This is a genomic window from Achromobacter sp. ACM04, assembly GCF_014851465.1.
GTDB classification, from domain to species: Bacteria; Pseudomonadota; Gammaproteobacteria; order Burkholderiales; family Burkholderiaceae_B; genus Achromobacter; species Achromobacter aegrifaciens.
Genome location: NZ_JACUZS010000004.1, coordinates 194790 through 220267 on the forward strand (window position 1 = coordinate 194790; position 25478 = coordinate 220267).

The following is a 25478-nucleotide window of genomic DNA, read 5'->3' on the forward strand; positions in this document are numbered from 1 at the left end:
GCAGGGGACAAACAGGTGGAAATCACCGGCAGCACTACCGTTTTCGCGATCGCGGCGGACCCGATCGCGCACGTCAAGACGCCCCAGCGGCTCAACGCCCTGTTGCGCGAGCGCGGCGTGGACGCGGTCATGGTCCCGTTCCATGTGGCCCCCGACGCCCTGCCCGGCCTGTTCGCCGGCATCCGCGGGCTGGCCAATCTGGGCGGCATCGTGGTGACGGTGCCCCACAAGGAAAATGCCGCCGCCCTGTGCGACGCGCTGACGCCCTCGGCCCAGCTAAGCGGCGCGGTCAACGCGGTGCGCCTGCGCGACGGCGTGCTCACCGGCGGCAACTTCGACGGACTGGGTTTCGTCGCCGGCTTGCGCAGCCAGGGCCATGATCCGGCCGGCCGCCACGTCTACCTGGCCGGCCTGGGCGGCGCGGGCAAGGCCATCGCCTGTGCCGTGGCCGACGCCGGCCCAGCCAGCCTGCGCCTGTACAACCGCAGCGCCGACAAGGCGCTCTCCTTCGCCGCTCATCTGAGCCGCCAATATCCCGGCCTGGCCATCAGCGTGGCCAGCGCCGCGCCCCAGGCTTGCGACATCGCCATCAACGCGACCTCGCTGGGCCTGAACGACACCGATCCCCTGCCCTTCCAGCTGGACGCGCTTGCCGCAGGCACCGTCGTAGCCGACGCCGTCATGAGCCGCGTCGACACGCCCCTGCTGCGCGCCGCCGCCGCGCGCGGCTGCCGCACGCATCCGGGCCTGTACATGCTGGAAGGGCAGATTGCCGAAATTGCCCGCTTCCTGGGCATAGAAGAGCCGCGCAAGCCCGCCCGCGCGCTTGCCTGATCAACAGATTCACCACACTCCCGTCCCACGGAGGAGACACGCATGAAATTGGCTTTCACCACTGGCCTGCTGTGCCTGGCCGGCATCGCCGCATCGGCCCAGGCCGCGCCCGTCAAGATCGGCCTGATCGAGACGCTGTCCGGCCCGCAGGCCTCGACCGGCCTGATGTTCCGCGCCGCGGTCAAGTATGAGCTGGACCGCATCAACGCCGCCGGCGGCTGGAACGGCCAGCCGCTGGAACTGGTCGAGTTCGACAACCAGGGCGGCCCGGTGGGCGCGTCCGACCGCTTCCGCGCGGCCGCGGCCGAAGGCGTGCAGATCCTGGTGCAAGGGTCCTCGTCGGCCATTTCCGGCCAGCTGACCGAAGACGTGCGCAAGCACAACCTGCGCAACCCGGGCAAGGAAGTCGTGTTCCTGAACGTGGGCGGCGAGGCGCTGGAACTGACCGGCCAGAAGTGCCACTTCTACCACTTCCGCTTCACCACCAACGCCGACCTGCGCGTGAAGGCGCTGGCCTCGGTCATGTCGGCCGACGGCACGCTGGGCAAGCGCGTGTACGCCATCAACCAGAACTACTCCTGGGGCCAGGACATGGAAGGCGCCACCGAGCGCTTTGCCAAGCAGTATGGCTATGAAGTGGTCGGCAAGACGCTGCACGAAGTCAACAAGATCCAGGACTTCGCACCCTACGTGGCGCGCATCCGCTCGGCCACGCCCGACACCGTGATCACGGGCAACTGGTCCAACGACCTGCTGCTCTTGATGAAGGCCACGCAGGCCGCCGGCCTGAAGGTCCGTTTCGCCACCGTGTTCCTGGACCAGGTGGGCAACCTGGCCAATGCCGGCGAAGTCGCGCTGGGCCACTACATCGCCCATCCGTACAACATCGAGGCCGCGGGCGAGGAAGGCGCCAAGTTCGCCGAGGACTACAAGGCCAAGACGGGCCACTACCCCAGCTATACCGAGCCGCAGACCGTGATCGGCATCCGCTTCCTGGGCGAAGCGCTCAAGCAGGTGAAGCCGCAAGACGGCAAGCTGTCCGTGCCGCAACTGGCCGGCGCGCTGGAGAAGGTCACCTACACCTCGTCGCTGGGCACCTACACGATGCGCGCGGAAGACCACCAGGTGCAGTTGCCGATGGTGGTGTCCAAGGTCGGCAAGAACGCCAAGTACAAGGCCGACGGCACCGACATGGGCTTCGAGCCGGTCAAGGTGCTGGCCGCGGCCGATGTATCGGCGCCGCCGCAAGCCACTTGCAAGATGCAGCGGCCGAACTGATGGGTTGCAAGCGCGTCCGTCGCCAGCTTGCGCATGGCGCCACGGACGCGCTTGCCCATCCATTCGTCGCAGATCAATAAGCGCACCCCCGGCGCGGGCCGGAAAAACCCTGGTGCGCATCGCTCGCAAGACGTCCGTCGTCTTAGCGCAAGAATCCTGGAGCGGACATGGAATACTTTACCGTCTCGCTGTTGAACGGCGTGATTTACGGCCTGCTGCTATTCATGGTGTCGGCAGGCCTGACACTGATTTTTGGAATGATGGGCGTGCTCAACTTCGCGCACGCCTCGTTCTACATGATAGGCGCGTATGCCGCCTACACCCTGACGCCCGTCACCGGCTTCTGGACCGCGCTGGTCCTGGCCACCCTCATCGCCGGTCTGCTCGGCATGGGCGTTGAGCGCTATTTCCTGCGCCGCGTCCACAAGTTCGGCCATGCGCAGGAACTGCTGGTGACCTTCGGCCTGGCCTTCATCGTGGCGGAGCTGATCAAGCTGTTCTACGGCGACTTTCCGGTCGACTACCGCGTGCCGCAGTTCCTCAACTTCGCGGCCTTCCGCGTGTTCGACGCGGACTACCCCTTCTACCGCCTGCTGATGGGCGGCGTGTCGCTGGCGATGTTCGCCGTGATCTATGTGCTGCTGTCGCGCACCCGCGTCGGCATCGTGGTGCGCTCGGCCATCTACCGCCCGCGCATGGCCGAAGCGCTGGGCCATAACGTGCCGCTGGTGTTCATGAGCGTGTTCGGCGTGGGCGCGGCCATGGCCGGCCTGGCCGGCGCGGTCGCGGGCGCTTTCTACACCACCAATCCGAACATGGCGCTGGAACTGGGCGTGCTGGTGTTCGTGGTGGTCGTGGTGGGCGGCCTGGGCTCGCTCGAAGGCGCGATGATCGCCTCGCTGCTGATCGGTCTGATCAGCTCGTTCTCGGTCGGCATCGACGCCAGCCTGGCGACCCTGTTCGGCCTGTTCGGCGCCGGGGAATGGGCCGAAAGCGTGGGCGGCCTGATGACCGTGAAGATTTCCAGCCTGGCGGCCACCCTGCCCTTCCTGCTGATGCTGGTGGTGCTGCTGGTCAAGCCTTCGGGCCTGAAGGGAGAACAGGCATGAGCCAGACCCGCCGTACTTCCGTCCTCCTGCTCCTCGTCCTGTGCGTGGCCGCGCTCTGCGCGCTGCCCTGGCTGCTGCCCCCGGGCCAGCTGGTGGCGGCCGTGCAGATGCTGATCGCCGCGCTGTTCGCCTGCGCCTTCAACCTGCTGGCCGGCCAGGGCGGCATGCTGTCCTTCGGCCACGCCGCCTACTTCGGCGTGGGCACCTTCGCCACCATCCATGCCATGAACGCGCTGGGCGGCGCGGGCCTCTTGCCCACGCCGCTGATGCCGCTGGCAGGCGGCGTGGCCGGCCTGCTGTTCGGCCTGGTCGCGGGCTGGTTCGCCACCATGCGCGCCGGCGTCTATTTCGCCATGATCACGCTGGCGCTGGCCGAGCTGCTGCATGCGCTGGCGCCGCACCTCAAGGGCGTGTTCGGCGGCGAGGCGGGCGTGTCCGCCATGCGCATGCCGGCCTGGGGCTTCACCTTCGGTTCCGACATCGAGGTCTATTTCCTGGTGCTGGCCTGGGTGCTGGTGTCGCTGGCCGCGCTTTACGGCCTGACCCGCACGCCGCTGGGCCGGCTGACGCTGGGCCTGCGCGAAAACGCCAACCGCCTGCGCTACCTGGGCTATCGGCCGCACACGCTCAAGACCCTGGTGTTCGCGCTGTCCGCCATGTTCGCCGGCATTGCCGGCGGCCTGCAGGCGCTGAACATCGAAGCCGGCAACTACGTGCTGTTCGACGTCAAGCTGTCCACCGACGCGGTGCTGTTCGCCTACATCGGCGGCGTCAACGCCTTCCTCGGTCCGGTGCTGGGCGCGTCCATCCTGACCTTCCTGTCGCAGACGCTGGCCGACATCACGCGCTCCTGGCTGCTGTACCAAGGCATCCTGTTCGTGCTGGTGATGCTGTTCGTGCCGGACGGCCTGGTCGGCCTGGTGCAGGGCGCCGCCCGTTCGCTGCGCGAGCGCGGCCTGGGCAACTGGCTGCCGCGCGCCGCGGTCTCGGTGGCAGGCGGCCTGCTGCTGACCTGCGCCACGGTCTTCACGGTGGAGCTGCTGCAACGCATGTTCGCCCGCGACTACCGGTCGCTGCTGGCCATGAATCCCGAGGCCGGCTGGCCCGACATTCCGCTGTTCGGCCACGACTGGGCGCCGCTGGCGCTGTCGACCTGGCTGATTCCGTTGGTGTTGTTCCTGGCAGGCCTCGCTGCCTGCCGCTGGGCGCTGGCCCTGTGGCGCGACGACGAACAAGCCGCTCCCGCGCTGGAGGCTGCACAATGAGCCACGAAATCCTGACCCTGACCGACGTGCGCAAGTCCTTTGGCGACGCGCAGATCATCCGCGGCGTGAACCTGAAGGTCGAGGCCGGCGAACGCCATGCCGTCATCGGCCCGAACGGCGCCGGCAAGTCCACGTTGTTCCACCTGATGTCGGGCTCGTTCGCGCCGACCTCGGGCGACATCAGCCTGCGTGCGCGCTCCATCGGCGGCCTGCCGCCGGAGCGCATCAACCGCCTGGGGCTGGCGCGCTCGTTCCAGATCACCAATGTGTTCCCGCGTCTGTCCGTGCGCGAAAACCTGCGACTGGCGGTGCTGCGCATGCACGGCCTGGTCTACAACTTCTGGCGTCCCATCGCCCGCAACCGCGCCGTCAACGAAGACGTCGACCGCCTGCTGGAGAAAGTGCGCCTGGCCGCCAAGCAGGACACCGCCGCCGGCGACCTGAACTACTCGGAACAGCGTTCGCTGGAAATCGGCATGACGCTGGCCTCGCGCCCCAAGGTCATCCTGCTGGACGAGCCCATGGCGGGCATGTCCCAGCACGAGGTGGACTACACGGTCGAACTGATCAAGGACGTGACCCGCGACTGCACGCTGCTGATCGTGGAGCACGACATGCAGGTGGTGTTCTCGCTGGCCGACCGCATCAGCGTGCTGGTCTACGGCGAGATCCTCGCCACCGGCACGCCGGCCGACATCCGCGGCGACGCCCGCGTGCGCGAAGCCTACCTGGGAGAGGAAACGGTATGACGACGCAATCCCCCTTGCTGAGCCTGCAAGGCGTGCATGCCCACTACGGCAAGAGCCACATCCTGCACGGCATCGACCTGACCGTGGGCCGCGGCGAGGTCGTGAGCCTGCTGGGCCGCAACGGCGCCGGCCGCTCCACCACCATGAAAAGCATCATGGGCCTGGTGGACGTGACCGGCGGCAGCATCGCCATCGAAGGCCGCGACATCACCAACAAACGTCCCTTCGAGATCGCCCGCGCCGGCCTGGGCTTCGTACCGGAAGAGCGCGAGGTATTCGCCAACCTGACCGTGGACGAAAACCTGCGCATGGGCGAACAGCCCAAGCGCGACGACGCGCCCTACTGGTCGACCGAGCAAATGTTCGACTACTTCCCCCGCCTGAAGGAACGCCGCGGCACCAAGGCCGGCAACCTGTCGGGCGGCGAACAGCAGATGCTGACCATGTGCCGTTCACTGTTGGGCAACCCCAAGGTCATGCTGATCGACGAACCCACCGAAGGGCTGGCGCCGAAGATCGTGGAAGTGATCGCCGACGTGATCCGCGACATCCACAAGCGCGGCGTGTCCGTGGTGCTGGTGGAGCAGAAGCTGACCATCGCGCTGAAGGTCTCCACCCGCGTCAGCGTGATGGGCCATGGCCGCATCGTTTTCGAAGGACCGCCCGCGCAGCTGCATGAGCGCCAGGACGTGGTCCAGGAATGGCTGGCGGTCTGAGCGCCGGCATATACATCGCTAAGAGGCAAACATCTTGGATCAAACTCCGGAAGTCATCCATCCCGACCTGCGCGGCCAGAGCGTCGTCATCACCGGCGGCGCCAAGGGCATCGGCCTGGCCACGGCGCAGGCCTTCGTGCGCCAGGGCGCGCGCGTGGCGCTGCTGGACATGGACGCCTCGGCGCTGGACGAAGCCGTCGCCGGCCTGACTGCCCTGGGCGGCGAGGCGCTGGCCGTGCAAGCGTCGGTCACGGACGCCGACGCGGTCGAGCAGGCTTTCGCACAGGTCGAAAAGGCCTGGAGCCGCATCGACGTGCTGGTCAACAACGCCGGCGTCTCCGCCAACAAGCCCACGCTGGAAGTCACCGTGGACGAGTGGCGCCGCGCCGTGGACATCAATCTGACCGGCGTGTTCCTGTGCGCCCAGGCCGCCGGCCGCCGCATGGTGCCCGCTGGCGCCGGCAGCATCATCAACCTGGCCTCCATGTACGGCGTGGTGGCGGCGCCCGACCGCGCCGCCTATTGCGCCACCAAGGGCGCGGTGGTGCTGCTGACCGAGACCCTGGCCGTGGAATGGGGCCCCATGGGCGTGCGCGTGAACGCGCTGGCGCCGGGCTACGTGGAAACGGACCTGGTGCGCGACCTGGCCGCGCGCGGCCGGCTCGACCCCGAACGCCTCAAGCAGCGCACGCCGCTGCGCCGCTTGGCGCAACCCGCCGAAATGGCGGACCTGGCGGTGTTCCTGGCCTCGCGCCAGGCCGCCTATGTCAACGGACACACCCTGGTGGCCGACGGCGGCTGGAGCCGCTACAGCTACCTCTAATCGCAAGAACGCATACACACATCTCTGGAGATTCACTCATGGCCACCCACCAACCGCTTGAGTCCCAAGCGCCCTGGCGGCAACTGACGGTAGACGCCAAGGACTGGCAACAGGCGGACCCGGCCCTGCTGGGCACCATGCTGACCCAGCTGCACTGGATCCGCGCCTTTGAAGAAGCCGTGCTCGACCTGGCCGCCGAGGGCCTGGTGCACGGCCCCGCGCACTCGTCCGTGGGCCAGGAAGGCGGCGCGGTCGGTTCCGTGCTGGCGCTGGGCACCGGCGACCAGATCAACGGTTCGCACCGCGGCCACCACCAGTTCCTGGCCAAGGCGCTGCAGCACGTCGCCCCGCTGGGCCTGGACCCGCTCGATCCGCTCACGCCCGCCATCGATGAAGTCCTGCAGAAGACGCTGGCCGAGATCATGGGCCTGGCCCAGGGTTACTGCCGCGGCCGTGGCGGCAGCATGCACCTGCGCTGGCTCGAAGCCGGCGCGCTGGGCACCAACGCCATCGTCGGCGGCGGCGTGCCGCTGGCCGCCGGCGCGGGCTGGGCGCACAAGCATGCCGGCACCGACCGCGTCGCCGTGACCTACTTCGGCGACGGCGCGGTCAACATTGGCTCGGTGCTGGAAACCATGAACCTGACCGCGGCCTGGAAGACGCCGCTGTGCTTCTTCATCGAGAACAACCGCTACGCGGTGTCCACCACGGTCGAAGAGTCCACCGCCGAACCGCGCCTGTCGGCGCGCGGCCTGGCCTTCAACATCCCGTCGTGGAAGGTGGACGGCATGGACCCGCTGGCGGTCCACTTGGCCATGTCCGAAGCCGTGGCGCACATGCGCGCGGGCAACGGCCCCACCATCGTCGAAGTGGACGTGTACCGTTTCTTCCACCAGAACGGCCCGTTCCCTGGCAGCGCCTTCGGCTACCGCAGCAAGGACGAGGAAGCGCAATGGCGCCGCCGCGATCCGCTGGACAAGATCGCCACGGAAATGATCGCCCGCAAGCTGATCACGCAAGCCGAAGTGGACGCCCTGCGTCAGCGCTGCAAGGACGTCATGAAGGACGTTTCCGGCCGCCTGACCGAAGCCGCCGACGGCGGCAAGCGCCGCGTGCGCGCCGACCTCTGGCCCAGCCCCGATTTCCGCGACGTGGGCCTGCGCAGCGACGGCTCGGAACTGGCCGGCCTGCGCTACCAGGAAGCCGCCGACTACGCAGGCCAGTCCGCCGAGCGCAAGTTCGTGGACGCGGTGGCCGACGTGCTGGACCGCCGCATGGAAACCGACGCCGGCGTGGTGGTGCTGGGCGAAGACGTGCACCGCCTGAAGGGCGGCACCAACGGGGCCACGCGCGGCCTGAAGGACAAGTATCCCGACCGCGTGCTGGGCACCCCGATCTCCGAGAACGCCTTCGCCGGCCTGGGCGGCGGCCTGGCCATGGACGGCCGCTACCGCCCTATCGTGGAATTCATGTACCCCGACTTCATGTGGGTCGCGGCCGACCAGATCTTCAACCAGATCGGCAAGGCCCGCCACATGTTCGGCGGCGACATCGACGTGCCCTTCGTGCTGCGCACCAAGGTCGCCATGGGCACGGGCTACGGCTCGCAGCACTCGATGGATCCGGCCGGCATCTTCGCCACCGCGCCCGGGTGGCGCGTGGTCGCGCCGTCCACGCCTTACGAGTACGTCGGCCTGATGAACACCGCGCTGGCCTCCAAGGACCCTGTGCTGGTGATCGAGCACGTGGACCTGTACGCCTCCTCGGGCGAGGTGCCCGCGGACGACCTGGACTATGCGATCCCGTTTGGCAAGGCTCGCGTGCGCCGCGAGGGCAGCAAGGTCACCATCCTGACCTATCTGTCCATGGTCAGCCGCGCGCTCAAGGCGGCGGAAGCCGCCGGCGTGGACGCCGAGGTCATCGACCTGCGCACGCTGGACCGCGCCAGCCTGGACTGGGACACCATCGGCGCCAGCATCATGAAGACCAACAACGTGCTGATCGTGGAGCAAGGCGCGCGCGGCACCTCCTACGGCGCCATGTTGGCCGACGAGATCCAGCGCCGCTACTTCGACTGGCTGGACCAGCCAGTCAAGCGCGTGACCGGCGGCGAAGCCTCGCCCAGCATCTCCAAGGTGCTGGAGCGCGCCGCCTTCGCGGACACCGAGGAAGTCATGGCCGGCCTGGCCGACGTGCTGGCCGACCTGGGAGAACAGGCATGAGCGCATCCCTGCACATGACCGTGCCGATGGAAGTCGGCATCTGCTGCGCCGACCTGGACGCGCTGCTGGCCTTCTATACCGGGGTCCTGGGCCTGAAGCTCGTCAACCGCGTGAGCGTGCCGGCAGACAAGGCCCAGGCCACCGGCCTCACGCGCCATGGCTACGACGTGGCGCGCCTGCAGACCAGCTATGGCGAACGCATCAAGCTGCTGCAACCCGCCGCCGCGCCGGAGGCCGCCGCGCGCGGCGCGGCCATCCTGGACCGCCAGGGCGCAACCTACCTGACCTTCATCGTGCGCGACCTGTCCGGCGTGGTGCGCGAACTGGAAGCCCGGGGCGTGGTTTTCGACAGCAAGCCCGCGCCGATGGAAGTGCGCCCCGGCACCTGGCTGGCGTTCTTCCGCGACCCGGAAGGCAATGTGCTGGAACTGGTCGAATACGACGATCCCGCCACCTACCGGCCAGACCTGGCCGGCGCCGCTGAATAGGACGAACATCGTGGCACACCTTATCAAGCTCCCCTCCGTTGCGGCCGACACCTCGGGCGGCACGCTGCACCAGTGGCTCAAGAAAGAAGGCGACACCGTCGCCGTGGGCGACGCACTGGCCGAAATCGAAACCGAGAAGGCCATTGTCGAGATCAATGCCGAGCAGGCCGGCGTGCTGGGCCGTATCGTGGTCCAGGCCGGCGCCGCCTCCGTGCCGGTGAACACCGTGATCGGCGTGCTGCTGGCGCAGGGCGAGGACGCTTCGGCCATCGACCGCGCGCTGGCAGAGGCCGGCGCCGCCGCGCAGCCCGCGGCCGCGCCAACCGCCGAACCCACGCCTGCGGCCGCCGTCCCTGCCACTGCGGCCGCGTCGCAGGCAGCCGCTGCCGCCAGCAACGCCCCGATCCCCGGCGGCCGCTTGTTCGCCAGTCCGCTGGCGCGCCGCCTGGCCGCGCAATGGCATGTGGATCTGCTGGGCGTGACCGGCACCGGCCCGCACGGCCGCATCGTGCGCCGCGACGTGGAAGCGGCGCGAGACCGCGCCCCGGCCGCGGCAGCCGTGCCGCTGGCCGGCCGCCCGGCCGCACGCCGCGTGCCGCATACCGGCATGCGCCGCGCCATCGCCCGCCGTCTCACCGAAAGCAAGCAGAACGTGCCGCACTTCTACCTGACGGTGGACTGCCGGATGGACGCGCTGTTGGCGCTGCGCGCCCAGGCCAACCAGGGCGGCGCGGTGAAGCTGTCGGTCAATGACTTCATCGTGCGCGCCGCTGCGCTGGCCCTGCGCGAAGTGCCGGAGGTCAATGCCAGCTGGCACGAGGACGCCGTCGAATACCATGCCGGCGCCGATATCTCGGTGGCAGTGGCCACCGACGGCGGCCTGGTCACGCCCATCGTGCGCGATGCCGACGTGAAATCCTTGTCTGCCATTGCCGGCGAAATCGTCGAGCTGGCCGGCCGCGCCAAGATCAACCGGCTCAAGCCCGAGGAATTCACCGGCGGCTCGCTGACCGTCAGCAACCTGGGCATGTACGGCATCAGCCAGTTCGCCGCCATCATCAATCCGCCGCAGGCCGCCATCCTGGCGGTGGGCGCGGCCGAGAAGCGTCCGGTGGTGGACAGCGACGGCCAGTTGGCCGCCGCCACCGTCATGACCGTGACCCTGTCCGCGGACCACCGCGTGGTGGACGGCGCGGTGGGCGCGCGCTGGTTGGCCGCCTTCCGCACGCTGATCGAAAACCCCGTGCGCATCCTGCTGTGAGCCCCGCCATGACCAAGACTACGTTTGATCTCGTCGTGGTGGGCGGCGGCCCCGGCGGCTATGTCGCCGCCATCCGCGCCGCCCAGCTGGGCATGTCGGTCGCGCTGGTGGAGCGCGCCGAACTCGGCGGCATCTGCCTGAACTGGGGCTGCATCCCCACCAAGGCGCTGCTGCACAGCGCCACCGTGCTGCGCGCCTGCCGCGAGGCGGCGCACTATGGCGTGGCGGGCGCGGGCGAAGCGCGTCCGGACGTGGCCGCCATGGTGGCGCGTTCACGCAAGGTGGCGGGCCGCCTGGGCCAGGGCGTGGCGCACCTGATGAAGAAGAACGGCGTGACCGTGTTCGCCGCCAGCGCCAAGCTGGCGGGCGGCGGCCGGCTGGCGTTGGACAATGGCAGCACGCTGTCGGCCAAGCACATCATCCTGGCCACGGGCGCGCGCGCCCGGGAGTTGCCGGCGCTGCCCCTGGGCGAACGCGTCTGGGCCTACCGCCAGGCGCTGGTCCCGGCCGAGATTCCGAAGTCGCTGCTGGTGGTGGGCGCAGGCGCCATCGGCGCGGAGTTCGCCAGCTTCTACCGCGCCGTGGGCGCGGAGGTCACGCTGATCGACATGACCGCGGAAATCCTGCCGCAGGAAGACGCCGAGATCTCGGCGCTGGCCCGCAAGGCTTTCGAGAAGCAGGGCATCCGCGTGCTGACGCAATGCGCCGTGACCTCATCGTCGCTGACCGCGACCGGCGTGAAGGTGACGCTGGACCGGCAAGGCCAGCGCAGCGAGCTGGAAGTGGACCGTGTCATCGTCGCCGCCGGCATCGTCGGCAACGTCGAGAACCTGGGCCTGGAGCAGACCCGCGTCAAGGTGGAGAGGACCCACATCGTCACCGACGGCCTGTGCCGCACGGCCGAACCCGGCGTCTATGCCATCGGCGACGTGGCCGGCGCGCCGTGGCTCGCCCACAAGGCCAGCCATGAAGCCGTGCTGTGCGTGGAGGCCATCGCCGGCAAGCCCGCGCATCCCATCGATCCGCTGCGCATCCCGGCCTGCACCTACTCGTATCCGCAGGTCGCCAGCATCGGCATGAGCGAAGCCCGCGCCCGCGAACACGCCGCCAAGACCGGCGGCGACATCCGCGTGGGCAAGTTCACCTTCGCCGGCAACGGCAAGGCGATCGCCATGGGCGAGGACCAGGGGCTGGTAAAGACGGTGTTCGACGCCAAGAGCGGCGAGCTGCTGGGCGCGCACATCATCCACCCGGAAGCGTCCGAGCTGATTACCGGCTACGGCGTGGCGGCCTCGCTGGAAGCCACGGAGGAAGACCTGATGCACACCGTGTTCGCGCACCCGACCTTGTCGGAAACGCTGCACGAATCGGTGCTGTCGGCCTTTGGCCGCGCCTTGCACGCCTAGGCGTCATGCCAAACGCGGCGCGGGTTCAGATCCGCGCCGCGAAGAAATCCAGGAAACAGGCGATGCGCCGCGAGAGCTGCGTGTTGCGGTGATACACCGCGTGCATGGGCTGTAGATAGTCCGTGTGCACGTCTTCCATCAGCTTCACCAGCCGGCCGGCCTTGACGTCCTCGCGCACCACGAAATCGGACAGGCAGGCGATGCCCACGCCGCGCACCGCCAGTTGCCGCTGCGTCTCGCCGCTGGACGTCGCCAGCGTCGGCACCGCCAGATAGCTGGACCCGCCAGCGTGGCGCAAGGGCCAGACGTTCAGGCTTTCAGGCTGGGTGAAACCCAGCACTTCATGCGTCGCCAGGTCCTCCACCGTCTGCGGCGCGCCGCGCCGGGCCACGTAATCCGGGCTGGCCATCACCCAGCGGGGCGACGGCCGCAGCGTGCGCGCATGCAGGGTGGAATCCGTCAGCGGTCCCATGCGCAGCGCCACGTCGGTGCGATGCTCCATGAGATCCACGATGCGGTCGTTGCTGGTGAGTTCGAGCGCGATCGCCGGGTATTCCCGCCGGAACTCCGCCACCAGCGGCACCACGCAATGCAGCATGACGGGCACCGACGCGTCCACCCGCAAGCGGCCGGCCGGGCGCTGATGCACCATGCGCATGCAGTCCTCGGCTTCGTCCAGCGACGCGACGATGTGCCGGGCCTTGGGCAGGAAGTGCTTGCCCTCCTCGGTCAGCTCCATGCGCCGGGTGGTGCGGTTGATCAGGATGACACCGAGGTCTTCCTCGAGCCGCGACAGGCCGCGGCTGACGCCCGACGCCGTGTGGCCCAGCAGCTCGGCGGCGGCGCTGAGGGAGCCGGCATCCACCACACCCAGGAACAGGCGTACCGCGTCAGAGTTCAGGGACATGAGGCTGGCTCCTTGGTTTATGGGTCGATTGTATAGAGCCCACAGCACGCAGAGCCTGCAAAAAAACGCCGAAGGCCGGACGACAGCCGGCCCTCGGCGCTCAGGAGCAACCGGCGGTTACTGCGCCGGCACCACGGCAGTAACCTCAATCTCCACCTTGGCGCGGTCCTCGACCAGGTCCGCGACCTCCACGGCCGTCATCGCCGGGAAATGCCGGCCGATGTACTCGCGGTAGTGCTTGCCGATGGCCGGATACGCCGCCACGTACTCGTTCTTGTCCGTCACGTACCACGTCATCCGGACGATATGCTCAGGCTTGGCGCCGCCTTCGGCCAGAATCGCAACAATGTTCGCCAGCGTCTGGCGCACCTGCTCCGCCAGATCGTCGGTCTCGAACTGCTGCTGGCCATTCCACCCCACCTGTCCGCCCACAAATACGAGCTTGCTGCCCACCTGCATCTCGGTGAGCACGCCATTCGAATAGCCCCGGGGCGCCATCCAATCCGGCGGTTGCAGAATCTTCATAACGTCATCCTATATTTAAGAAAAGCAAACGATCCCCGCCGCTTACGCCGCGGGAACCAGATAAGCCTGCATGCGTTCCCGCAGATCCGCAGGCAGCGGCATGGACTTCATCGTCCGCAAATCCACCGTCACGATCGTCAGCGTCGCCGACAAGCGCAACTGGCCATCCGGCCCCTCGAAACGCACCAGCGCCTTGAACGACGCGCCGCCGATGCGCTGTACTTCCAGCACCTGGCGCAAACGCTCGTGCCAGCGGCTGGGCGCGCTGAAATCGCACTGCACCGACGCCATCGGCGTGCCGATGTGCCGCTCCACGTGCAGCGCATGAAACGGCAACCCCATGCCCTTGTCGAACCACTCCTCGACAAAGTCGTTGATCATCTCGAAATAGCGAGGGTAGAAAACAATGCCCGCCGGATCGCAATGACGGAAGCGGACTTCGACCTGGCTGATGAAAGGGGCTGCCATGGAATTTCCTTGTTGCCGGTTCAGGCCATCTTGCGCAGCGCAAAGCGCTGCAGCTTGCCGGTTTCGGTGCGCGGCAGCGCATCGACAAACTCGATGGCACGGGGATACTTGTAGGGCGCGATATTGGCCTTCACGAACTGCTGCAGCGCCGCGACCAGCTCGCTGCCGGCCTCATAGCCCGGCTTGAGCACCACGAAAGCCTTGACCACCTGGCCGCGCTCGTCGTCCGCCGCGCCCACCACGCCGCACTCCGCCACGGCTTCGTGGCGCAGCAACGCGTCCTCGACCTCGGGGCCGGCAATGTTGTAGCCGGCCGAAACAATCATGTCGTCATTGCGCGCCTGATAGAAGAAGTAGCCGTCGTCATCCTGCAGGAACGTATCGCCCGGCAGGTTCCAGCCGTTCTGCACGAAGCGCCGCTGGCGTTCGTCCGCCAGATAGCGGCAGCCGGTCGGCCCCTTGATCGCCAGGCGGCCCACCGTGCCGTTGGGCACGGGATTCATGTCGTCATCGACGATCTGCGCCACATAGCCCGGCACCACCCGACCGATGGCGCCGGCCTTGACCGACTCCGGCGGGCTCGACACGAACACGTGGATCATTTCCGTGCCGCCGATGCCGTCGATCATCTCGATGCCGCTGGCCTTTTTCCAGAGTTGGCGCGTCGCGTCCGGCAGCGCCTCGCCCGCCGACACGCTCTTCTTCAGCGACGACAGGTCGAACTTGCCCACCAGCGCCGCCATCTGGCGGTAGAACGTGGGCGCCGTAAACACGATGGTGGCGCGGAAATCCTGGATCAGCTGCAGCAGGCTTTCCGGCGACAGTTTCTCGGCCAGCACCGTGCTCGCGCCCACGCGCAGCGGGAAGCACAACAGGCCGCCCAGGCCGAAGGTGAAGGCCAGCGGCGGCGTGCCGCAGAAGATGTCGTCCGGACCCGGCTTGATGACGTGCTTGGGGAACAGGTCGCACATCGCCAGCACATCGCGGTGGAAGTGCATGCAGCCCTTGGGCGCGCCCGTGGTGCCGCTGGTGAAGGCGATCAGGCACACGTCGTCCGCCGCCGTATCGCAGGCCTTGAAATCGTCCGGCTTGGCCGCCGCCAACGCATCCAGCGCATCGGGCGCCTTGTCGTTGAAGTACATGACCTTCGTCAGGCCGGGGCAATGATGCTCATGGCTGGGCTGGGTGCAGAACTCCGCCTCGTCCTTCAGGCGGGCATCGCACAACACGGCCTGGATCTGCGCCTTGTCGATGATCTGCTTGAGTTCCTTGGCGCGCAACAGCGGCATCGTCGGCACCGTCACCAGACCGGCCTTGATCGCTGCCAGCCACGAGGCGGCCATCATGGGATTGTTCGGCCCGCGCAGCAGCAGGCGGTTGCCCGGCACCAGCCCCATGTCTTCGGCCAGCACCCGGGCGATGCGATTGGTCAGCGCGGCCAGCTCGCGGTAATTCATCGTGGCCTGCTTGCCGTCCTGGCTCCAGCGCAGCGCGACGCGCTCGCCATGGCCGCGCTCGACCATGGCGTCCACCAGTTCGACCGCGCAATTGAAGCGTTTCGGATAGGCCACGTCGGGGCCGTCGAGCAGGAACTCTGGCCATTGTTCGCCCGGGGGCAGATTGTCCCGGGCGAAAGTGTCGATGTGGGCGGATGCTTCCATGGAATTCCCCTTGCTATTGCGGTGTAGTTGCTGTGCCGGGACGACGGAGCTCGATGGCTGCCTTACGCCTTCAGCAGTTCACGGGCAATGATCAACTTCTGCACTTCTGTCGCGCCTTCGTAGATCCGCAGCGCTCTTATTTCCCTGTAAAGCTTCTCCACCGGCATCCCCGACACCACGCCCGCGCCGCCGAACATCTGCAGTGCGCGGTCGATCACGGTCTGCGCCGATTCCGTGGCCGTCATCTTGGCCATGGCCGCTTCGCGCGTGGTGCGCTGCTTCAGCACGTCGCGCATCCAGGCCGCGCGGTAGGTCAGGAGCGCAGACGCGTCGATGGCGGTCGCCATGTCGCCCAGCGCGGCCTGCGTCAGTTGCAGGTCCGACAGCGTCTGGCCGAACATGCGGCGCGACTTGGAACGCGCCAGCCCTTCGTCCAGCGCGCGGCGCGCAAAACCCAGCGCGGCAGCCGCCACCGAGGCGCGGAAGATGTCCAGCGTCATCATGGCCAGCTTGAAGCCCTGGCCAGCGTCGCCCAGCCGGTGCGATGCTGGAATGCGGCAGTTGTCGAACGTGATGGTCGCCAGCGGGTGCGGCGCGATCAGGTCGATGCGTTCGCTGACCTCGAAGCCCGGCGTGTCGGCATCCACCACGAAGGCGCTGATGCCGCGCGCGCCGGGGGCTTCGCCGGTGCGCGCGAACACGCAATAGAAATCCGCGATGCCGCCGTTGGAAATCCAGGTCTTGGCGCCATTCAGCACGTAGTGGTCGCCTTCCAGCCTGGCTTCGCAGGCCAGCGCGGCCACGTCGGAGCCGGCGTCGGGTTCCGACAGCGCGAACGCCGCGATGGCCTCGCCGCGAGCCACGCGCGGCAGATAGCGTTGGCGCAGTTCGTCCGAGCCCATCAGCGAAATCGCGCCGCTGCCCAGCCCCTGCATGGCGAAGGCGAAATCGGCCAGCCCTTCGTGGCGCGCCAGGGTTTCGCGCAGAATGCACACGGCGCGGGAATCCACTTCCGGCAGCGCGCCGCCCCAGGCGCCGCCAGGGCCGCCCGCGACCGCGTAGCGCAGCCAGCCGGCCTCGCCCATAGCGCGCACCAGCTTCTTGCAGGCGCCGTCGGCGTCATGGTGATCCACGTCCCCCAGGGACGCCTCGCACCAGGCGTCGACCTCGTGCGCCAGCTTGCGGTGCGCATCGTCGAAAAAAGGCCAATCCAGCCAGCTTGCGTCGCGCATGCTCAGTCCCCTTGGAACACCGGTTTTTGCTTGGCCACGAAGGCCTCGTAGGCGCGGCGGAAGTCGCGCGTCTGCATGCAGATGGCCTGGGCCTCGGCTTCGGCCTCGATGGCCTCGTCCACGCCCATGTTCCATTCCTGGTGCAGCAGCTTCTTGGTCACGCCGTGGGCGAAGGTCGGGCCCGCGGCCAGCTGCGCGGCCAGCGTCTGCGCGGCATCGGCCAGCGCGCCGGGTTCATGCAGGGCATTGAAAAAGCCCCAGCTGGCGCCTTCTTCCGCCGTCATGGCGCGGCCCGTGTAGAGCAGTTCGGACGCGCGGCCCTGGCCGATCATGCGCGGCAACAAGGTGCAGGCGCCCATGTCGGCGCCGGCCAGGCCGACGCGCGTGAACAGGAAGGCGGTGCGCGCGGCGGGCGTGCCCAGGCGCATGTCAGAGGCCAGCGCCACCATCGCGCCCGCGCCGGCGCAGATGCCGTCGACCGCCGCCACGATGGGCTGCGGGCAAGCGCGCATGGCCTTGACCAGATCGCCCGTCATGCGGGTGAAGTCCAGCAGCTCGGGCATGCTCATCTTGGTCAGCGGACCGATGATCTCGTGCACGTCGCCGCCCGAGCAAAAGTTGCCGCCCGCGCCCGTCACCACCACGACCTTGATGTCAGTGGCGTACACCAGCGCGCGGAACAGATCGCGCAGCTCGGCGTAGGAGTCGAACGTCAGCGGGTTCTTGCGCTCGGGGCGATTCAGCGTCACCGTGCCGATCTTGCCGTCGGCCGACACCTGCCACAGGAACGTCTTGGCCTGGTAGCCGGCAAACGGACGCTTGTGGTGTTTCATGGTGTGCTCTTCGGGCTGGGTGCTCATGGTGTCTCCGTTCGTGAATTGGGGTGGATGGGGCGCCGGCTTCAGCCGGTCATCACTTCGCCGCCGTCGACGGCGATGGCCTGGCCATTGACCGAGGCCGAGGCCGGCAGGGCCAGCCAGGCGACCGTCTCGGCCACTTCCTCGGGCTGCACCAGGCGGCCCTGGGGGTTGCGCTCGGCCAGCTTGGCGCGCGCGGCGTCCGGCGTCATGCCGGTCTTCTCGACGATGTTCGACACCGCGCCGCGCACGATGTCGGTTTCGGTGTAGCCGGGGCACACGGCGTTGACCGTGACGCCCTTTTGCGCGGTTTCCAGCGCCAGCGAGCGGGTCAGGCCGATCACGCCGTGCTTGGCCGCGCAATAGGCACTGACATAGCCGTAGCCGATCAGGCCGGCCGTGCTGGCCACGTTGATTACCCGGCCCCATTTTTCCTGCAGCATGCCGGGCAACGCGGCCTGGATGCAGTGGAAGGTCCCCGTCAGGTTGACGTCCAGCATGGACTGCCACAGCGCCGCGTCGGTACGGTCAAATCGCTGGCTGACGGCCTGGCCGGCGTTGTTCACCAGCACCAGCACGGGGCCGAACTCGGCCTCGGCCTGGGCGAAGGCCGCCCGCACCGAGGCTTCGTTGGCGATGTCGGCGCTGACGGCCTGCACCTGACCCAGGCTGGCCAGGCTGTCTGCCGCGGCGTCCAGGGCCGCACCATCGCGGCCCAGCAGCGTGACGCGCGCGCCGCGCTGCAAGAGCGCCCGGGCGCAGGCCAGCCCGATGCCGCGGGCGCCGCCCGTCACCAGGGCGTGGCGTCCGGCCAGCGGGAGCGGAGTTGCGTTCATTTGATATCCAGTTGCGCCATGGCGGCGGCGCGTTCGAAGTTGGTTTCCAGTTGGCGCTTGCCGGCGAAGTACTGGCTCGGCCACGAAACATCACGGTAGCCCACTCGCGCCGCTTCGCGTAGCGTCCAGGAGGCGTCAGCCAAATGGGGACGCGCCAGCGCGCAAAGGTCGGCGCGACCCGAGGCGATGATGCCGTTGGCGTGGTCGGCCTCGAAGATGGCGCCCACCGCGATCGTCGGAATGCCCGCCTCGTTGCGCACGCGGTCCGCGAACGGGGTCTGGAACATGCGGCCGTAGACCGGCTTTTCTTCCTTGCTGACCTGGCCGGACGAGCAGTCGATCATGTCGGCGCCGGCTGCCTTGAAGTGGCGCGCGATCTCCACCGCGTCATCGGCCGTGATGCCGCCTTCCACCCAGTCGCTGGCGGAGATCCGCACCGACATGGGCTTGTTCTCGGGCCATACCGCGCGCACGGCATGGAACACCTCCAGCGGGAAGCGCAGGCGGTTCTCCAGGCTGCCGCCGTATTCGTCGCTGCGGTGGTTCGTGAGCGGCGAGATGAAGCTGGACAGCAGGTAGCCGTGCGCGCAGTGCAGCTCCAGCCAATCGAAGCCAGCCTGCTCGGCGCGGCGGGCGGCGGCCACGAAGTTGTCGCGCACATCGTCCATGTCGGCGCGCGTCATGGCGCGCGGCGTCTGCGACACGCCTTCGATGTAAGGCAGGGCCGACGCCGACAAGAGCGGCCAGTTGCCTTCGGCCAGCGGATGATCGATCTTCTGCCAGCCCAGCTGCGTGGAACCCTTGCGGCCGGCGTGGCCCAGCTGCAGGCCGATGCGGGCATCGCTATTGCCATGCACGAAGCCGACGATACGGGCGAACGCGTCGCGCTGCTCGTCGTTCCAGAGGCCCGGGCAGCCCGGGGTGATGCGGCCGTCCGGCGACACGCAGGTCATCTCGACCATGACGAGGCCCGCGCCGCCCATGGCGCGCGCGCCCAGGTGCACCAGGTGGAAATCGCCCGGCACGCCATCGGTGCACGAATACATGGCCATCGGCGACACCAGGATGCGGTTCTTCAGCCGCACGCCGCGCGCCTGATAGGGCGTCAGCATCGGGATCGCAGGCCGCTGGCCCGGCGCGGCGGCAGCGCCGGCGCGTTCCGCGATCCAGCGCTCGAAGCCTTCCAGCCAGGCGGGGTCGCGCAGGCGCAGGTTTTCATGCGAAATCCGCTGCGAGCGGGTCAGGAGCGAATAGGCGAACTGCTCAGGCTCCAGGTCGGCATAGCGCTCGACGTTCTCGAACCATTCGGTGGAGTTGCGAGCGGCGTTCTGGATCTTCAGCACTTCGACGCTGCGCACTTCCTCGTAGTGCTTCAGGCCGGCTTCCACGCTGCCTTCCGCGCCGCTCAGGCAGCGCGCCAGCTCGATCGCGTCTTCCAGGGCCAGCTTGGTGCCGGAGCCGATCGAGAAGTGGGCGGTGTGGGCGGCGTCGCCCATCAGCACCACCGGCACGCGGCGCTCGCCGCGGGCGGTGTCGAGCTTGTTCCAGTGCACCCAGGTATTGCAGATGACGCGCGGGAAGCGGATCCAGATGGCCGAGCCGCGCAGGTGCGTGGCGTTGCTGATCAGCGGATTGCCATCCAGCCAGGGCGCGAACAGCTTTTCGCAGTAGGCGATGCCCTCTTCCTGGCTCATTTGCTCGATGCCGGCGGCCTGCCAGGTTTCCTCGGGCGTCTCCACAATGAACGTGGACATGCCATCTTCGTAGCGGTAGGCGTGCGCCTGGAACCAGCCGTGCTCGGTCTGGACGAAGGCGAAGGTGAAGGCATCGAACACCTTCTTGGTGCCCAGCCACACGAAGCGGCAGCGGCGCTGGTCGATGTCCGGATGGAAAGTGTCGGCGTAGCGGGTACGGACCTGGCTGTTGATGCCGTCCGAGGCGATGACCAGGTCGGCGTCGTATTCGCGGGCGATGGCCTGGTCGTCCTGGATGAACTGTTCGAACACCAGCTTCACGCCCACGTCCTCGCAGCGCGCCTGCAGGATGTTCAGCAGCTTCTTGCGGCCGATGCCGATGAAGCCGTGGCCGCCGCTGCGGATGCTGCGGCCCTTGAAGTTGATGTCGATGTCGTCCCAGTGGTTGAAGGCGTCGCCGATGGTCTGGGCGGAAACGGGGTCGGCTTCACGCAGGTTCTGCATGGTGGCGTCGGAGAACACCACCCCCCAGCCGAAGGTGTCGTAAGGGCGGTTGCGCTCGATCACGGTGACTTCGTTGGCGGGGTCTTGCAGCTTCATGAGCAGACCGAAATACAGGCCGGCGGGGCCCCCGCCGATGCAGACTATTTTCATTGCCGTAGCGCTCCGTGGTAAGCGACATCCGCTCTGAATTCCTGGAGCTGGCGGCCGCAGATATTTAAACCTGGATAGTTTAGGCTTGAAATATATACCTGAAGGTCCCGAGGCGCAAATGGGGAAAGTATCTAGATACTTTGGACCTAAATAGGGACGCGCTTGCCGCCCCACCACCACCCCGCCCCACCGCATTCGCGCCAGCGAACACAATAGCAATGAAAGCAATCACGTATGTCATTGTCGGCCGCCTGCGCGGCCGACAATGACGGGCAACACAAGCCCCGCCCCCGACCACGGACGCAGCAGCGCCACAAACCAAGACTCAAGCAGCCCGTCGGCGCCGGCGCGTGGGAGGCGAGCAACCTCGATGCGCCCGAGGGAATCTGAAGGGAAGGCCGAAGGCCTGGACGAAGATGACGAAGGGGCAGTCCGGAGCGAAGGCTCCGGACCGCAATCGTGGGCGCTCGCCTCCCACGCGCCGGCGCCGACGGGCGGCCTACGAAGCACTACGGCACCGGCACCGGCACCCGCACCCGCACGCACGCACGACGTCAACACCAACCAGCACTCATCAGACGCCAAAAAAAAAGCGGCGCTAAAAAGCGCCGCCCTCTTACCCGCCAGCAGGCAAAATCAACGCTTGCCCTTCTGCTTCAGCTGCGACAAATCCCGCACAGCCCCGCGATCCGCCGAAGTCGCCAACGCCGCATACGCTTGCAGCGCCTGCGACACGACACGTTCGCGACCGACCGGCTCCCAGCCATCGGCACGAGCATCCATCGCCGCCCGGCGGCGCGCCAGTTCCTCGTCGGACACCGCCAGATGCATCTTGCGGTTCGGGATATCGATCTCGATCACGTCGCCCTCTTCCACCAGGCCGATCGTGCCGCCTTCCGCCGCTTCCGGCGAAGCATGGCCGATCACCAGACCCGACGAACCGCCAGAGAAACGGCCATCGGTAAACAGCGCGCAGGTCTTGCCCAAGCCCTTGGACTTCAAGTACGACGTCGGGTACAGCATTTCCTGCATGCCCGGACCGCCCTTCGGGCCTTCGTAGCGGATCACCACCACGTCGCCCGGGACGATCTTGTCGCCCAGAATGCCTTCCACTGCATCGTCCTGGCTTTCGAAAACGCGCGCACGGCCGGTAAAGACCCATTGCGACTCGTCCACGCCCGCCGTCTTCACGATGCAGCCCTTTTCAGCCAGGTTGCCGTAAAGCACGGCCAGGCCGCCGTCCTTCGAATAGGCGCTTTCCTTGCTGCGGATGCAGCCCGTCTTGCGGTCCGTATCCAGCGTCAGGAAGGTAGCGTCCTGGCTGAACGCCACCGTGGTCGGAATGCCGCCCGGAGCCGCCCTATAGAACTTCTGCGCCTCTTCGCCAGCGCCGCCGGCCACGTCCCATTGCTTGATCGCATTGCCCAGCGTGCCGCTGTGCACGTTGCCGCAGGACAGATCGAGCAGGTCCGCGCGCGCCAGTTCACCCAGGATGCCCAGGATGCCGCCAGCGCGGTGCACGTCTTCGATGTGGTATTTGTCGGTGGCGGGCGCCGCCTTGCACAGGCACGGCACCTTGCGCGAAATGCGGTCGATGTCGGCCATGGTGAAGTCCACGCCAGCTTCCTGCGCCGCGGCCAGCAAGTGCAACACGGTGTTGGTCGAGCCGCCCATGGCCACGTCCAGCGCCATCGCGTTCTGGAACGCGCTCTTGGTGGCGATGCTGCGCGGCAGGACCGACGCGTCCTCTTCCTGGTAGTAACGACGGCACAGGTCCACCACCAGGCGGCCGGCCTGTTCGAACAGACCCTTGCGCCAGGCGTGCGTGGCAACGATCGTGCCGTTGCCCGGCAGCGCCAGGCCGATGGCTTCGGTCAGACAGTTCATCGAGTTGGCGGTGAACATGCCGGAACAGGAGCCGCAGGTCGGGCAGGCGCTGCGTTCGACTTCCGCCACTTCCGCATCCGACACCTTGGGGTCGGCGGCCTTGATCATGGCGTCGATCAGGTCGATCTTGGCGATGACCTTGCCGTCGGTGGGCGACTTGACCTTGCCCGCTTCCATCGGACCGCCCGACACGAACACGACCGGGATGTTCAGGCGCATCGCGGCCATCAGCATCCCCGGGGTGATCTTGTCGCAGTTCGAGATGCAGACCATGGCGTCGGCGCAGTGCGCGTTGACCATGTATTCGACCGAGTCGGCGATCAGTTCGCGCGAGGGCAGCGAATACAGCATGCCGCCGTGGCCCATGGCGATGCCGTCGTCCACGGCAATGGTGTTGAATTCCTTGGCGACGCCGCCTGCGGCCTCGATTTCCTTGGCGACCAGCGCGCCCAGGTCGCGCAGGTGCACGTGGCCCGGCACGAACTGCGTGAACGAGTTCACTACCGCGATGATCGGCTTGCCGAAGTCGCCGTCCTTCATGCCGGTGGCGCGCCACAGGGCGCGGGCGCCGGCCATGTTGCGGCCGTGGGTCGAGGTGCGGGAGCGGTAGTGCGGCATGGTTTGTCTCTGGCTGTAGCTGTTAGCGTAGGCGGCAAAACGTTAAATAATACGCTGGTTCGGGCCGCCCTCGCCCGTCGGCCGCCCCCGGGACGCAGCCGCGGCCATCAGGCGGACGCCATGCCGCGGGCCGCGAAGGCGCTGGGCGGCTCGCCCACGGCCTTGCGGAACATGGCCGCGAAAGCGCTGGGGCTTTCGTACCCCAGGTCCAGCGCCACCTCCAGCACACGTTCGCCGCGCGCCAGCCGCTCCATTGCCGCCAGGAGCCGCGCCTGCTGGCGCCACCGGCCAAAGGTCATGCCGGTGTGCCGCAGGAACAGCCGGTGCACCGTCTTCGGGTCCACTCCCAGCGCGCGCCCCCAGTCGGCCGCGCCGTCCTGGCGTTCCGGGTGGCGCACGATGGCGCGGCAAATGCGCGCCAGGCGGGGTTCGGAAGGCTGCGGCAGGTGCAGCGGCAGCACCGGCTCCTGGCGCAATTCGTCCAGCAGCAACATCATCAGCCGGCCGTCGCGCGTGTCGGGCGCCCAGTCCAGCGGCACCTCGGCCGCCGCGACCATCAGCTCGCGCAACAAAGGGGAAATCGACAACACACAGCAGCTGGACGGCAAGTGCGCGGCCGCGCCCGGCTCCACAAACACGGTGCGCATGCGCGGCTCGCCACTCATGCGCAGGCCGTGCGACACCCAGGCCGGCACCCAGACGCCGCGCGTGGGCGGCACCACCCAGATCCCGGCGTCGGTATCCACCACCATGACCCCGGAGATGGCGTACAGCAACTGGGCGCGGCGGTGCCGGTGGCGGCGCACGCGGTGGCCGTCTTCGTAATCCACCGCCAATCCGGCCACCGGACGCCGCGAGGACTCATAAGGAAACAGGTCCAGCTCTGCGGGCTTATAGGGCTTGCGGGCAGCAGGCTTGTCCATTTTGCGATGATTGTGATTCAAGTGGCGTGGAATGGTCTGCGCCAGTGTACCCACGTCCTTGGGTTCACCCTCGCAACGCCAGCAGCGAGTCCTGCAGATGCCGCAACCCCCGGCTGAGCGGCTTGTCCCTTCGCAGCACGATGGCCAGGCTGCGCGACAGGCGCGGCGCCAGCGAGCGCACCTCCAGCGCCTGGCGCTGGCCCGCGCCCGACACCGCCAGCCTGGGCAGGATCGCGCAACCCAGGCCCGCGGCGACGATCTCCTTCATGGCCTCGGTGCTGCCCAGCTCCATCACGGGCTTGGCGGCCAGCCCGGCTTCCTCGAACCAGTCGTCCACCAGGCGGCGGGTGCGCGCGCCCGGTTCGAACAGCACCAGCGGCAGCTGCGCCAGCGCCTGCGGCGTGGCGGCCGCGGGTATGGCGGCCGGATCGCGGGCGGGAAAGATCGCCACGAACTCGTCATCCAGCACCGGCGTGACCTGGAACATGCGTCCCGGCGCGGGCAAGGTGACCAGGCCGATATCGAGCGTGTTGTTCTCCAGCCCGCGCAGCATGTCCGCCGTATTGCCGGTGCTGGCCACGATATCCAATGCCGGAAAGCGCCGCCGCAGGTCCGCCAGGATCGGCGGCAGCAGATAGGTGCAGGCGGTGGCGCCCGTGCCCAGCCGGATACGGCCGGACACCTGCGACGCATGCGCGGTCATGGCAAGTTCGGCCTGCGCCAGCGCCGCGTCGATGACGCGCACGTGCGACAGCAGCTCCAGCCCGGCCGCTGTCGGGCCGGCGCGGCGGCCGATGCGTTCCACCAGCTTCAGGCCGAAGCGCCGCTCCAACTGGCGGATCTGCAGGCTGACGGCGGGCTGCGTCACGCCGCCCCGCTCCGCAGCGGCGGAAAAACTGCCCAGTTCGATCACCTGCGCAAAGGTGCGCAGGTGATCCAGGTTAAGGCCACGCATCGTTGAATCCAAAGTTTTACTTATACAAATCATAATGGACCAAAGCTTTATTAATAAATAAGCTTGCGCGACACTGGCGGCTTCTGTTTTCCTTTCCTGCTCACGGCCCG

Annotated in this window: 22 protein-coding genes; 11 read left to right on the plus strand and 11 right to left on the minus strand. The window is 67.8% G+C overall.

Annotated features, from left to right (window positions below; all coding sequences use genetic code 11):
• Positions 1-15 precede the first annotated feature (15 nt).
• From IB259_RS22825 to lpdA, 11 genes are all read left to right on the plus strand, one after another.
• Positions 16-834 carry a shikimate dehydrogenase gene (locus tag IB259_RS22825; protein WP_119450286.1) on the plus strand — a complete coding sequence of 273 codons (819 nt, stop codon included), beginning with the start codon at positions 16-18 and terminating at the stop codon, positions 832-834.
• Positions 835-876: 42 nt separating this feature from the next.
• Entirely contained in the window at positions 877-2112 is a 1236-nt protein-coding gene (locus tag IB259_RS22830) for a branched-chain amino acid ABC transporter substrate-binding protein (RefSeq protein WP_054458939.1), read from the plus strand.
• 167 nt (positions 2113-2279) lie between these two features.
• Positions 2280-3221, plus strand: coding sequence for a branched-chain amino acid ABC transporter permease (locus IB259_RS22835; RefSeq protein WP_192330168.1), 942 nt, complete (start codon positions 2280-2282; stop codon positions 3219-3221).
• Entirely contained in the window at positions 3218-4486 is a 1269-nt protein-coding gene (locus tag IB259_RS22840; RefSeq protein ID WP_119450283.1) for a branched-chain amino acid ABC transporter permease, read from the plus strand. The genes IB259_RS22835 and IB259_RS22840 overlap by 4 nt, the downstream gene beginning before the upstream one ends.
• Entirely contained in the window at positions 4483-5235 is a 753-nt protein-coding gene (locus tag IB259_RS22845; protein ID WP_054458933.1) for an ABC transporter ATP-binding protein, read from the plus strand. The genes IB259_RS22840 and IB259_RS22845 overlap by 4 nt, the downstream gene beginning before the upstream one ends.
• Positions 5232-5951, plus strand: coding sequence for an ABC transporter ATP-binding protein (locus tag IB259_RS22850; protein WP_054458931.1), 720 nt, complete (start codon positions 5232-5234; stop codon positions 5949-5951). The genes IB259_RS22845 and IB259_RS22850 overlap by 4 nt, the downstream gene beginning before the upstream one ends.
• A 34-nt stretch (positions 5952-5985) precedes the next feature.
• The gene (locus IB259_RS22855; RefSeq protein WP_192330169.1) at positions 5986-6774 is read left to right on the plus strand and encodes an SDR family NAD(P)-dependent oxidoreductase; all 789 of its coding nucleotides are present in this window, start codon (positions 5986-5988) and stop codon (positions 6772-6774) included.
• Between the two features lie 38 nt (positions 6775-6812).
• On the plus strand, positions 6813-8996 hold the full coding sequence (locus IB259_RS22860) for a thiamine pyrophosphate-dependent enzyme (protein WP_192330170.1): 2184 nt from the start codon (positions 6813-6815) through the stop codon (positions 8994-8996).
• Positions 8993-9484, plus strand: coding sequence for a VOC family protein (locus IB259_RS22865; RefSeq protein WP_119450281.1), 492 nt, complete (start codon positions 8993-8995; stop codon positions 9482-9484). The genes IB259_RS22860 and IB259_RS22865 overlap by 4 nt, the downstream gene beginning before the upstream one ends.
• Before the next feature lie 10 nt (positions 9485-9494).
• The gene (locus tag IB259_RS22870) at positions 9495-10745 is read left to right on the plus strand and encodes a pyruvate dehydrogenase complex dihydrolipoamide acetyltransferase (protein ID WP_192330172.1); all 1251 of its coding nucleotides are present in this window, start codon (positions 9495-9497) and stop codon (positions 10743-10745) included.
• Positions 10746-10753: 8 nt separating this feature from the next.
• Positions 10754-12151: a dihydrolipoyl dehydrogenase gene (lpdA, locus tag IB259_RS22875; RefSeq protein WP_192330174.1), complete on the plus strand. Its 1398-nt coding sequence runs from the start codon at positions 10754-10756 to the stop codon at positions 12149-12151.
• 25 nt (positions 12152-12176) lie between these two features.
• Here the strand turns inward: lpdA and IB259_RS22880 are convergent, their stop codons facing one another.
• The 11 genes from IB259_RS22880 to IB259_RS22930 form a co-directional block, all read right to left on the minus strand.
• Complete coding sequence (locus tag IB259_RS22880; protein ID WP_175160912.1) at positions 12177-13058, minus strand: LysR family transcriptional regulator; 882 nt, start codon at positions 13056-13058, stop codon at positions 12177-12179.
• A gap of 117 nt (positions 13059-13175) precedes the next feature.
• Entirely contained in the window at positions 13176-13583 is a 408-nt protein-coding gene (locus IB259_RS22885; RefSeq protein WP_042796274.1) for a RidA family protein, read from the minus strand.
• Between the two features lie 42 nt (positions 13584-13625).
• A complete protein-coding gene (locus IB259_RS22890; protein WP_013391343.1) occupies positions 13626-14051 on the minus strand; it encodes a thioesterase family protein in 426 nt (141 codons plus the stop codon).
• Positions 14052-14071: 20 nt separating this feature from the next.
• A complete protein-coding gene (locus tag IB259_RS22895; protein ID WP_192330176.1) occupies positions 14072-15712 on the minus strand; it encodes an AMP-binding protein in 1641 nt (546 codons plus the stop codon).
• Positions 15713-15774: 62 nt separating this feature from the next.
• A complete protein-coding gene (locus IB259_RS22900) occupies positions 15775-16944 on the minus strand; it encodes an acyl-CoA dehydrogenase family protein (RefSeq protein WP_054458917.1) in 1170 nt (389 codons plus the stop codon).
• Between the two features lie 2 nt (positions 16945-16946).
• Positions 16947-17804, minus strand: a complete 858-nt coding sequence (locus tag IB259_RS22905) for an enoyl-CoA hydratase family protein (protein WP_042796271.1) — start codon at positions 17802-17804, stop codon at positions 16947-16949.
• 41 nt (positions 17805-17845) lie between these two features.
• Positions 17846-18637, minus strand: a complete 792-nt coding sequence (locus IB259_RS22910) for an SDR family NAD(P)-dependent oxidoreductase (protein ID WP_054458915.1) — start codon at positions 18635-18637, stop codon at positions 17846-17848.
• Positions 18634-20985, minus strand: coding sequence for a bifunctional salicylyl-CoA 5-hydroxylase/oxidoreductase (locus tag IB259_RS22915; RefSeq protein ID WP_054458914.1), 2352 nt, complete (start codon positions 20983-20985; stop codon positions 18634-18636). Before IB259_RS22915 ends, IB259_RS22910 begins: the two co-directional genes overlap by 4 nt.
• 636 nt (positions 20986-21621) lie before the next feature.
• The gene (gene ilvD, locus IB259_RS22920; RefSeq protein WP_054459450.1) at positions 21622-23490 is read right to left on the minus strand and encodes a dihydroxy-acid dehydratase; all 1869 of its coding nucleotides are present in this window, start codon (positions 23488-23490) and stop codon (positions 21622-21624) included.
• 107 nt (positions 23491-23597) lie between these two features.
• Positions 23598-24413, minus strand: coding sequence for a helix-turn-helix domain-containing protein (locus tag IB259_RS22925; protein ID WP_175160906.1), 816 nt, complete (start codon positions 24411-24413; stop codon positions 23598-23600).
• A 64-nt stretch (positions 24414-24477) separates the two neighbouring features.
• The gene (locus IB259_RS22930) at positions 24478-25368 is read right to left on the minus strand and encodes a LysR family transcriptional regulator (RefSeq protein WP_125470455.1); all 891 of its coding nucleotides are present in this window, start codon (positions 25366-25368) and stop codon (positions 24478-24480) included.
• Between the last annotated feature and the right edge of the window lie 110 nt (positions 25369-25478).

Excerpts from the sequence above, each read along its gene's own strand:
- IB259_RS22830 (WP_054458939.1), top strand. The coding sequence starts at position 877 with ATGAAATTGGCTTTCACCACTGGCCTGCTGTGCCTGGCCGGCATCGCC.
- IB259_RS22835 (WP_192330168.1), top strand. The coding sequence starts at position 2,280 with ATGGAATACTTTACCGTCTCGCTGTTGAACGGCGTGATTTACGGCCTG.
- IB259_RS22840 (WP_119450283.1), top strand. The coding sequence starts at position 3,218 with ATGAGCCAGACCCGCCGTACTTCCGTCCTCCTGCTCCTCGTCCTGTGC.
- IB259_RS22845 (WP_054458933.1), top strand. The coding sequence starts at position 4,483 with ATGAGCCACGAAATCCTGACCCTGACCGACGTGCGCAAGTCCTTTGGC.
- IB259_RS22850 (WP_054458931.1), top strand. The coding sequence starts at position 5,232 with ATGACGACGCAATCCCCCTTGCTGAGCCTGCAAGGCGTGCATGCCCAC.
- IB259_RS22860 (WP_192330170.1), top strand. The coding sequence starts at position 6,813 with ATGGCCACCCACCAACCGCTTGAGTCCCAAGCGCCCTGGCGGCAACTG.
- IB259_RS22865 (WP_119450281.1), top strand. The coding sequence starts at position 8,993 with ATGAGCGCATCCCTGCACATGACCGTGCCGATGGAAGTCGGCATCTGC.
- lpdA (WP_192330174.1), top strand. The coding sequence starts at position 10,754 with ATGACCAAGACTACGTTTGATCTCGTCGTGGTGGGCGGCGGCCCCGGC.
- IB259_RS22880 (WP_175160912.1), bottom strand. The coding sequence starts at position 13,058 with ATGTCCCTGAACTCTGACGCGGTACGCCTGTTCCTGGGTGTGGTGGAT.
- IB259_RS22885 (WP_042796274.1), bottom strand. The coding sequence starts at position 13,583 with ATGAAGATTCTGCAACCGCCGGATTGGATGGCGCCCCGGGGCTATTCG.
- IB259_RS22890 (WP_013391343.1), bottom strand. The coding sequence starts at position 14,051 with ATGGCAGCCCCTTTCATCAGCCAGGTCGAAGTCCGCTTCCGTCATTGC.
- IB259_RS22895 (WP_192330176.1), bottom strand. The coding sequence starts at position 15,712 with ATGGAAGCATCCGCCCACATCGACACTTTCGCCCGGGACAATCTGCCC.
- IB259_RS22900 (WP_054458917.1), bottom strand. The coding sequence starts at position 16,944 with ATGCGCGACGCAAGCTGGCTGGATTGGCCTTTTTTCGACGATGCGCAC.
- IB259_RS22905 (WP_042796271.1), bottom strand. The coding sequence starts at position 17,804 with ATGAGCACCCAGCCCGAAGAGCACACCATGAAACACCACAAGCGTCCG.
- IB259_RS22910 (WP_054458915.1), bottom strand. The coding sequence starts at position 18,637 with ATGAACGCAACTCCGCTCCCGCTGGCCGGACGCCACGCCCTGGTGACG.
- IB259_RS22915 (WP_054458914.1), bottom strand. The coding sequence starts at position 20,985 with ATGAAAATAGTCTGCATCGGCGGGGGCCCCGCCGGCCTGTATTTCGGT.
- ilvD (WP_054459450.1), bottom strand. The coding sequence starts at position 23,490 with ATGCCGCACTACCGCTCCCGCACCTCGACCCACGGCCGCAACATGGCC.
- IB259_RS22925 (WP_175160906.1), bottom strand. The coding sequence starts at position 24,413 with ATGGACAAGCCTGCTGCCCGCAAGCCCTATAAGCCCGCAGAGCTGGAC.
- IB259_RS22930 (WP_125470455.1), bottom strand. The coding sequence starts at position 25,368 with ATGCGTGGCCTTAACCTGGATCACCTGCGCACCTTTGCGCAGGTGATC.